This window comes from Anaeroplasma sp. (assembly GCF_034179385.1).
In the GTDB taxonomy this organism is placed as follows: domain Bacteria; phylum Bacillota_I; class Bacilli_A; order Acholeplasmatales; family Anaeroplasmataceae; genus Anaeroplasma.
Window position 1 is genome coordinate 1 of sequence record NZ_JAXFPY010000134.1, and the last position, 8,666, is coordinate 8,666.

At 30.5% G+C, this 8,666-nt stretch carries 10 protein-coding genes; 1 reads left to right on the forward strand and 9 read right to left on the reverse strand.

Annotation, left to right across the window (positions count from 1 at the left end; genetic code table 11):
- The 3 genes from SPJ17_RS08945 to SPJ17_RS08955 all read right to left on the reverse strand — a co-directional run.
- A partial coding sequence (locus SPJ17_RS08945) for an aminopeptidase P family N-terminal domain-containing protein (RefSeq protein WP_321094917.1) occupies positions 1-359 on the reverse strand: 359 nt, incomplete at its 3' end.
- Between the two features lies 1 nt (position 360).
- Positions 361-777 carry a hypothetical protein gene (locus SPJ17_RS08950; protein ID WP_321094918.1) on the reverse strand — a complete coding sequence of 139 codons (417 nt, stop codon included), beginning with the start codon at positions 775-777 and terminating at the stop codon, positions 361-363.
- A gap of 42 nt (positions 778-819) precedes the next feature.
- Complete coding sequence (locus tag SPJ17_RS08955; RefSeq protein ID WP_321094920.1) at positions 820-1,191, reverse strand: hypothetical protein; 372 nt, start codon at positions 1,189-1,191, stop codon at positions 820-822.
- Positions 1,192-1,341: 150 nt separating this feature from the next.
- Here SPJ17_RS08955 and SPJ17_RS08960 point away from each other — a divergent pair, with 150 nt between their 5' ends.
- Positions 1,342-2,238: an RsmB/NOP family class I SAM-dependent RNA methyltransferase gene (locus SPJ17_RS08960; protein ID WP_321094923.1), complete on the forward strand. Its 897-nt coding sequence runs from the start codon at positions 1,342-1,344 to the stop codon at positions 2,236-2,238.
- Between the two features lie 18 nt (positions 2,239-2,256).
- Here the strand turns inward: SPJ17_RS08960 and SPJ17_RS08965 are convergent, their stop codons facing one another.
- The 6 genes from SPJ17_RS08965 to SPJ17_RS08990 form a co-directional block, all read right to left on the reverse strand.
- Positions 2,257-3,141: an NYN domain-containing protein gene (locus SPJ17_RS08965; RefSeq protein ID WP_321094925.1), complete on the reverse strand. Its 885-nt coding sequence runs from the start codon at positions 3,139-3,141 to the stop codon at positions 2,257-2,259.
- 11 nt (positions 3,142-3,152) lie between these two features.
- Positions 3,153-3,989, reverse strand: coding sequence for a hypothetical protein (locus SPJ17_RS08970; RefSeq protein WP_321094927.1), 837 nt, complete (start codon positions 3,987-3,989; stop codon positions 3,153-3,155).
- Position 3,990: 1 nt separating this feature from the next.
- Positions 3,991-4,938, reverse strand: coding sequence for an RluA family pseudouridine synthase (locus SPJ17_RS08975; protein ID WP_321094930.1), 948 nt, complete (start codon positions 4,936-4,938; stop codon positions 3,991-3,993).
- Between the two features lies 1 nt (position 4,939).
- Positions 4,940-6,124 (reverse strand): hypothetical protein, encoded by a 1,185-nt coding sequence (locus SPJ17_RS08980; RefSeq protein ID WP_321094932.1) that lies wholly within the window; start codon positions 6,122-6,124, stop codon positions 4,940-4,942.
- A gap of 100 nt (positions 6,125-6,224) precedes the next feature.
- The gene (locus SPJ17_RS08985) at positions 6,225-7,292 is read right to left on the reverse strand and encodes a GNAT family N-acetyltransferase (protein WP_321094934.1); all 1,068 of its coding nucleotides are present in this window, start codon (positions 7,290-7,292) and stop codon (positions 6,225-6,227) included.
- Positions 7,293-7,314: 22 nt separating this feature from the next.
- A complete protein-coding gene (locus tag SPJ17_RS08990) occupies positions 7,315-8,094 on the reverse strand; it encodes a GNAT family N-acetyltransferase (RefSeq protein WP_321094936.1) in 780 nt (259 codons plus the stop codon).
- Positions 8,095-8,666: the final 572 nt, after the last annotated feature.

Genomic DNA, 8,666 nt, shown 5'->3' on the forward strand with positions numbered 1-8,666 from the left:
GATGTCTTATAGGCACTTGCCGCATGTAAATCCATTAGGGCTATTAAGAATCTAGATGGAAAGGATTTATCGATACCTAAGGCCATATAATGCTTTATATAGGGCAATAATTTATCTGGACCATTCTCACTCTCGTTATAATAAATGACATCGACATCCTTATCGCTAAAGGAAAATAAATCATTTAGAACGAATATGGGCCGCATATTGCTTCTAAGTAATAATGCAATCATTCTCTCACCAGATTCAAAATGGAAACCAAACAAATAAAATAATGCATTCTTATCGGAGATAATGGCTTGATGTAAGCCATCTCTTTCCATATGTTTATATACACTTTCAAGTCTATTTAAATACATATTATACGCCTTCTTTTTCTTCTATCTTTACATCCTTATTGATGATTTCATTAATCCTATCGATTTCTAAATCAAGCTTTTTCATAGCAGCTTCTCTTAGAGGCTTGTTTCTCTTAAGAGTAAATTTTCTTTTAAAATAATTGCCTAAAAGCAATTCATACGGCTTATAGGATAATACCTCCTTAGCATATTCGGATACCTTAACTAAATGACGAGCATAATCCTCTTGATCTAAAATATAGGAATATAATCTTTGGTATTGATTAAATAGCTTTACCATCCCTTTAGCAAATTTGGTATATTCATGATCAACACCTAATTTTTCCATGTATTCGGTATGTATTTTTGCAATCTCTGTTAGATTATCTAAAAATAATGTCATAATGTCATTAATTTCATCTATCTTCTTATCTTCCATAGAAACCTCTTTTATACTTTTATTTCTCTACTATCAATTATACTACAAGAAGGCAGAAAAAATAAAGGAATTCTCCCTTAAGAAATGGATTATCATTTCCTTTGTCTTATTTTCTATTTTATAGGGAATATGTAAAATCATTTGAAATACAAATAAGCTAAATGTATAGGCATCTCCTTCTATATAGGATGCATCATAGGGGATGCATCCATTCCATTCGTCCTTTATTTTATTCGATATAGAATCCTCTATATGCATCATATAAGTATATTGGTAATGATGTCTTAATTCATGAAGAGCTAAGAATAATGTTTTATTATAGGAATCATATACATGAATATGGCATACTCCAGCAGTATAAAAGGAATTTCCAAATATACCAAATAGAATTTTTGGCGGGTTTATATTAAGCATTTTAGATATTTTATATATTATATTTTTTATTTTTTTCTGCATAAAATTGACAAGGTCTATTTCATTATATACGAAAAATCATGAAATATACTTTCATCTTTTTGAAAAATAAATAGAACTTATGATATAATTCTTTTTGAGGTATAAATCATGGAAAATAATGCGCCTAAATTCTTAATCGATTTATTAAAAAAGGAATATGATCTCAAACTTGTAAATAAAATCCTTGAGGGGTATTCTATAAAGCGATATACCACCTTTAGAGTCAATACATTAAAATCCTGTGACAAAGAGGTATTAGATATCTTAGATTCTATGCAAGTAAAATATATAAAATATGATGCTATTGAGCATGCATATATTTTACCCGCTCGATCTGCAAAGGAATTCTATGATACAAAGCTCGTTTCGGATGGGCTAATCTATTTTCAAAGCTTATCTTCAATGCTTCCACCTCTATTTTTAGATATCAAGGAAACGGATACCATATTAGATATGGCTGCAGCGCCAGGTGGAAAGACCACTATGATGGCTGCCTTATCCAACGGTAAAGCACAGATTACCGCCTGTGAGGTCAATAAAATTCGAGCAGAAAGGCTAAAGCATAACATAGAGGTACAAAATGCGAAAAATGTTTTTGTGATGAGAACTGATGCTAAAATGCTAGATGATTTCTTCTCCTTCGATAAAATTTTACTAGACGCACCATGTAGTGGGTCTGGTACTATTGATTTAAATAATAGAAAGGCACTAAAGGCATTCAGCTATGATTTAGTAAAAAATTCAGCACATCTTCAATATGAATTACTAAAAAAGGCAATTCAAATATTAAAGCCTAATTCTTGTATGGTTTATTCTACATGCTCCATACTTCCTATAGAAAATGAAGAGATTATATCTCGTGCCTTAAAGGAATTCAATATAGAAATAGTACCTATTGAATTTAGAGGCTTACCCCTACTTCCAACCAAAATTGAGGGGTGCCTACTCGTTTTACCAAATGAATATTTTGAAGGCTTCTTTATTGCGAAAATAAGAAAAAAATAAGAGGGAATATCCCCCCTCTTATAATGCCAAATCATCCTCTACGATAGTTACCTTTGGCTTGGAATTGGCACTCTTAGGCTTTGAAGCCTTTTTCTTTTCAGGCTTTGTAGAAGCTTTTTTCACTTCTTTTTTGGAAACCTTTTTGGTTTCCTTTTTTATAGCCTTTTTTTCTTCCTTTAGAGGTATGACAATTCTTACCTCCTCATCAAGCTTATCGCGGAAGGATAGGAAATAGGAATTCTTCTTTTCCTCTGTGAGCTTTAGCTTATTATTAAAGGATGCTTGGAAGAAGTCTCTAGCCTTTTGATAGCCATAATTTCTTACATCGAAATCCGTATAGGCCTTACGAATGGACTCCACAATAACAGATAGCTGTGCCATACCATTATTTTCATTTAGTACTGCCTCAATGATTTCATATATTTTTTCAATAGAAACAATTTCTGTACCATTATCCTCTTCTTCAATTGTCTTTTTATTATAGATGTTTTCAGAATAGATAAATTTCGTACAGGAAGCTCTATAGGATTCTGGAGTTAGCTTTCTTCCAATTCCAATAACCTCTTTACCTGCGTTTCTCCATTCTCTTGCAAGTGGGGTGTAATCGGAATCGGATGCGACAATGATAACTCCATCGATGAAGGTTTTTTCATATAAGACCTTCATACCTTCAATAACTAGGGAAATATCTAGCGAATTCTTTCCCTTTGTAAAATTCATAGTCTGCACGCATGTAATTGCATGCTTTTGAGCTATTTTTAACCATGGATGCGTCTGCGGAATTTGGGTAAAATTCCCGATTAAATAACGAATTGGGGTATCCCCAAGCTTCGTTAATTCCTGGAATACCTCATCCATTCTTGGTTCAGCATTTTCTGAATCAATTAATAAAGCGTATTTCATTTTTTCTCCTATTATTCTTCTTTAGCCTCATACCTATACTGTGTAAGGTAGAAGCTTTCCCTTAGGTTTGCTTTTATATCCTCTATTTTGGTATCAGAAAAATCTACACCTAGCATTTCTTTTGCTTTAACATTATCCTTTGTTTGATACATAGGATCTCCTATGGAAAATAAGACATTTTCTTGGTTTCCCTCAAAAATACCAAAGCCCTTTGCATCTATAAGAAGCATAGGCTCTAAAGCCTTAGAATCATCTAGGATTCTGATATGATTTGCTTTGATATTAAAAATCCAAGGATCCATATATCCATAACACATTTTAGCATCATTTAAGCTATAAATCGCATAGGATGCATAATCGGATGCTAAATAGGTATAATCATCCTGATCACTATATTCTTTATTGGATACAAAAGCATATTCACCTACCTCAAGATAGACAAGCTCACTCATTTGACTTCTCATGGTAGATAATGCACCATACATAATATCGGACAAATTGAAGCGTAGAGGGATTAGAATTCTTCTATAGAATTCGCTTGAATTCCTTTCCCAAGAAATAGTTAAAGGAATGCTTGCATGTGTCCAAATATATATAAGCTTTTCTGTTAATTTCAGATAATCATTTTCTAATGTTTCACAATCATCCTTGATGATTTTAGAAACATAATCGGAAGTAGAAATAAAATTATATAGGCTATATAGAATTTCAGGTAGCATGGATATAAATGCATCTAAATTTACACTCATAGATTCTGAATTTATATATTTCTCTACAATATCCTTTGCAATAGCTCTATTCTTTTTAAAATAAGAAACCATAAAGGATAAATATTCTTCACTATTCATGTTATCTCTCCTTCTCAAATGGTCCATAGAAAATGTTAGGTACAGGAGCCTTAATGGAGATTAGCTCCTTTGTGATTGGGTGCAAAAACTCTAAACGAGAGGCATGGAGTCCTAGCCTCTTTAATGGATTCTTTGTACACCCATATTTGTCATCACCTACAATAGGATTACCAATATCGTGCATATGAACACGAATTTGGTTCTTTCTTCCTGTAAAGATCAATACGGATAATAAGGAATATTGTCCGTTTTCCTTTTTGACCTTATAATCCGTTACCGCAAGTAGACCGGATGGGTCTTGTGTGGAATAAACCAAATTGTTTTGGTTTTCCTTTAAATAAGAGGTTATTCTGCCTTCCTTTTCCTTTAGTGTTCCCTCTACCATAGCAAAATATTCTCTTGTTTTTATATATTCATTCCAATTGAGCTTTAGCATGGAATGAATTTTAACATTTTTAGCAAAAACTAATACACCACTCGTTTCCTTATCGATTCTATGTAGTACGAACGGTCTAGATTTTGGGTCATTTTCCTGCATATATTCTAAAACATAGGAAAATGCACATTCTCTTTCCTTATCGCTTTCTACACTTAATAAGCCATTTGGCTTATTGATCGCAATAAAATCATCATCCTCATAAAGAATATCAAGATAAACTCTTTTAGGCTTATCCTTTTTATTTTTGGAATTGTTTTTAACTCTTGGCATATCAAGCTGTGGCTTTTTTGTAATTTTAACCTCATCATCCTTCGCAAGCATTAAATTATACTGGCTTACAGGGCTACCATTAACTAATACCATATGATGGGATAATAAATTCTTTACATTATTTCTTGATGTATTCATCTTTTTAAGTAAGAATTCTAATAGCTCATCACTACGGTTTACCTTAAATGATGCGGTATATTCAATTTTTTCTGGCCTTTCCTTCGTCACTTTATTTCTCATTTTATTTCCTCTTTAAAGATTCTTTCCTCAATCTTTTTGCAAGACTAGAATGAAATATATTTTCTATTTTTTCCATAGATAAGCTTCCGAGCAAATACTTGAATTCCTTATCTGCATAAAGCTTAAAATCACTCTTTGTATAATAGGTGGATACCCTATCCTCCTTATAATATGGATAAATACCTAATCTTTTAATTTCCTTATCCTTTAATATTCCATAGGTAGAAAGTTTAATATCTAATAAATACATTAAAGAAAAATAATGAATTCTCTTAAGTAATATATCCTTATCCTTTAATGCATCATCAAAATCAATAATGAAGCTATAAACTCCGATAGAATAAAGATATTTAAGTAAGGATAGATAATCCTTATTTTCTTCTCTTATTTTTGTTTCTATAGTTACCTTTAGTCCTACTGTTAAGGATAGCTTAATTAAAGACATTAATTCCTTTATTTTATTACCACTTAATCTTTCTTCTATGAATGGATCCATAGAGAAAATGGGTATAATAATTTCATCTAAGCCAGATTCCTTTAATCTTTCTATGCCACATATAGGCATAGCACCACTAGAAATATAAGTATTATAGAAGGATTTTTTTTCTAGTAAATAAGAAGAAAAATTGGAATCCTCTGTAAAGGATTTTGGATATATTATCGTTAATATATTTTGGTGATTTAATGAATTTAATACCTCATGCATTTCATGAATGGAGGTATTCTTTAAATCACTATTTACCATAACCTTACAGGGTCTATGATAAAGAATAGAATAGGTATATGGTTCAATTCTTTTTAGTTCCTTTTTAAGTAAGGTATGATTCATATATCTTCTAATTTCATCGAAGAGTGTATGAAGCCTTTTGGTAGCATCAACAATAGATACTATAGGAAGCAACTCTTTTAAATTCCTTAGAGTATCCTCTAGTACATAATCAAAGCTCTTTTTATCTAATATAGGATATAATCCTTTATTTATAGCATTCATAAATTCATTTATATAAATACCATCTAGAGTATTTATATGAGAAAAAAAAGAACCTCCTAAAACTAAAATGAAGCCTGCTTCCTCTTTTCTTTTATATGGAGCTACAAGCTGTATCTTCATGCTTACATTCTTTTTAATCGTATATATAGCTGTATTTATTTCATCAATGCTTAATAAATATTCCTTTATATCCATATATAATACCTCAATTTATTATACCATAGAAGGTATTAAAAATCCATCACAAGAGAAAATGGTTTGATAGCTCAAACCACTCAAAAACAGAATATGGAATCTATTTCTTTAAGGATTTTTCATAATCCTCTTTTTTTAAAATACATATGGTTATCCTTTTTTTCTCCTTATCCCATGGTCTTATCAAAAGAGTTTCATGATCATAGGTAAATTGAAAGGATTGGGCAAGCTTCATAGATTTTATATTATCATGGAAATAGCCATATCGAAAATCCTTAGCCATAAGCTTATCGAAAGATAAATCTAATAGTAAAGAAACTACCTCCTTACCAATGCCCATCCCTTGGTATTCCTTACCAATACATATACCTGTTTCTTCGAATCTTCCCTCTTCATATTCTCTTATTCCACATAGGCCAATCGCCATATTGCTATCCTTAAGGGCAATATAATATGCATAATGATTCTTTTGAAAGAGGATAGATCTTTCATTTCTTTTTATGGCATCCTCTTCATCAAGTGTTGGAGCATATAGCATCCACTTATATACATCTATATCTCCCCATACATTTTTAAGCATAGATGAATAATCGAGTTTTTTTGCAGCTCTTAGGATTATTTTATCTCCAATAAGGGTTTCATATTTTTCTTTATCTATCCTTCTTATTCCATAATAAATACAATTATGAACTTTACCTCTATATTCTATAGTATCCTTCCTATTTAATAAAAACATTCCGCACTTTTGCATAACCTTAGCACTTGCAATATTTTCTTCAAAGCAAGAAGCATAAACCATAGAATAGCCCATTTCAAATAAATGATCTATAGCAATACCTAAGGCTTCTGTTGCAAATCCAGAACAAGAGTATTTTGGGCTTATGAAATAGCCAAGCTCTATTTCTCTTTCGTTTTTATCCACCTCATTTATAAAGCCTACCAATAGATCGTTATAATATATGCCATAAATGAATTTTGTTAAACTTGAGGATAATTCCTTTAAATGATGGAAAAAGGAGGCTTCCTCATCTATCTTTGAAAAATCAGAAAGTATATAGGTTTCTTTAATTTTATCATCCTTAACCATTTCCATCATTGGTATATAATCTATATCTCTTAGGGGCATTAAAAGGATTCTATTTGAAATTATTTTTTCTTTTCTTTGCATAATAACTTCATACTTTATACATTTATTTTAAATAAATTGCTTGAGAAAACATCCTCTTAAAGCCTAGTGAGGTATATAAATGATAGGAAATAGGATTTTTCTGATCCACATTTAAAGTTGCCTTATAGCCCATAGAAATGATTTCATTCTTAAGAGTATTTACTACCATTCTTGCATATTTTAATCCTCTGTATTCCTTTTTCGTATATACATGAGTTATTCTTATAGAATCCTTACTTTCTATAGAATAGGAGGCCATGCTTACGATTTCATTTCCTACCTTGATTACTCTATAATGATCTAATTTTTCTTGGATTTTTTCTTTATAGATCTTATCTTGTAATCCACAATCCTTAACAAATTCTATCATATTTTTATAGATTTCATCTAAATCTGATAAGGATGGGGTTATAACCTTATTCGAGGATGGTTCAAATATAGAATCTGCAATCATAAAATCCATTCCTATATCTTTATGATATCCCATATTTAATCTTAATAGCTCATCTCCAATTATAGTAGACGTGAAAATTCCATCATATCTATATTCCTTTTCATCAATATATTCTAATAGCTTAGAAAGAAGCTTTTCCTCTCCATAAAATAATAAATGAAATGGTTCAATTCTTATAGCTAAAAGCTTTTGATCATCTTCTTCGATTTTTAATGCATAATTTGATTTAGAGATCTCCATTAATGCTTTAGCATCTGCTATAATTAGGCTTGTCATATAAGGATTTAATTCCAAGCTTGATAGATTTTCCATTAAGAATTCATCACCATTTTTATATTCCTTTATCATAATTCTCACCCCCAAAAATAGCTAGTATTAGAAAGAATATACACCAATTCTCTTGAAAAAACAATTCCAATTTTTATCTACATTTCTTAAAAATTCTATAGTTCCTATTTGAAACTTCAAATATTTGTTATTAAAGCCTATGTATTAAGTTAAAAAATACTTTTTTGAAATCATTTTATAATTATTATAACCGTGTACTTATTGCATATGTCAAAATAATTTGTGACAATTAAGTTAAGATAAAATGTATCCTGTGATAAATCATTACTTGAGGGATTGCAATGACTCTAATAGAATTTGATATGCTTTTAACAGGTGCGGAAAACCGACAAGTGAATTTATGAAATTAGAAAATATAACAAAAGATATGATATGAAAAGAAAAAAAGGACTGATAGCCAGTATCAATCCTATTGTACTTGATTGGCAAAGGACTCCATAATGAATACAATTTACATTACTTACTTAAATCATATTTTAATATAATTTCTTCACCACAATAATCCTTTGTCTTTTTAAAGCCATTTTCCTCATATACATGAATTGCTTTGGCATTTTTTTCTTCTGTAGATA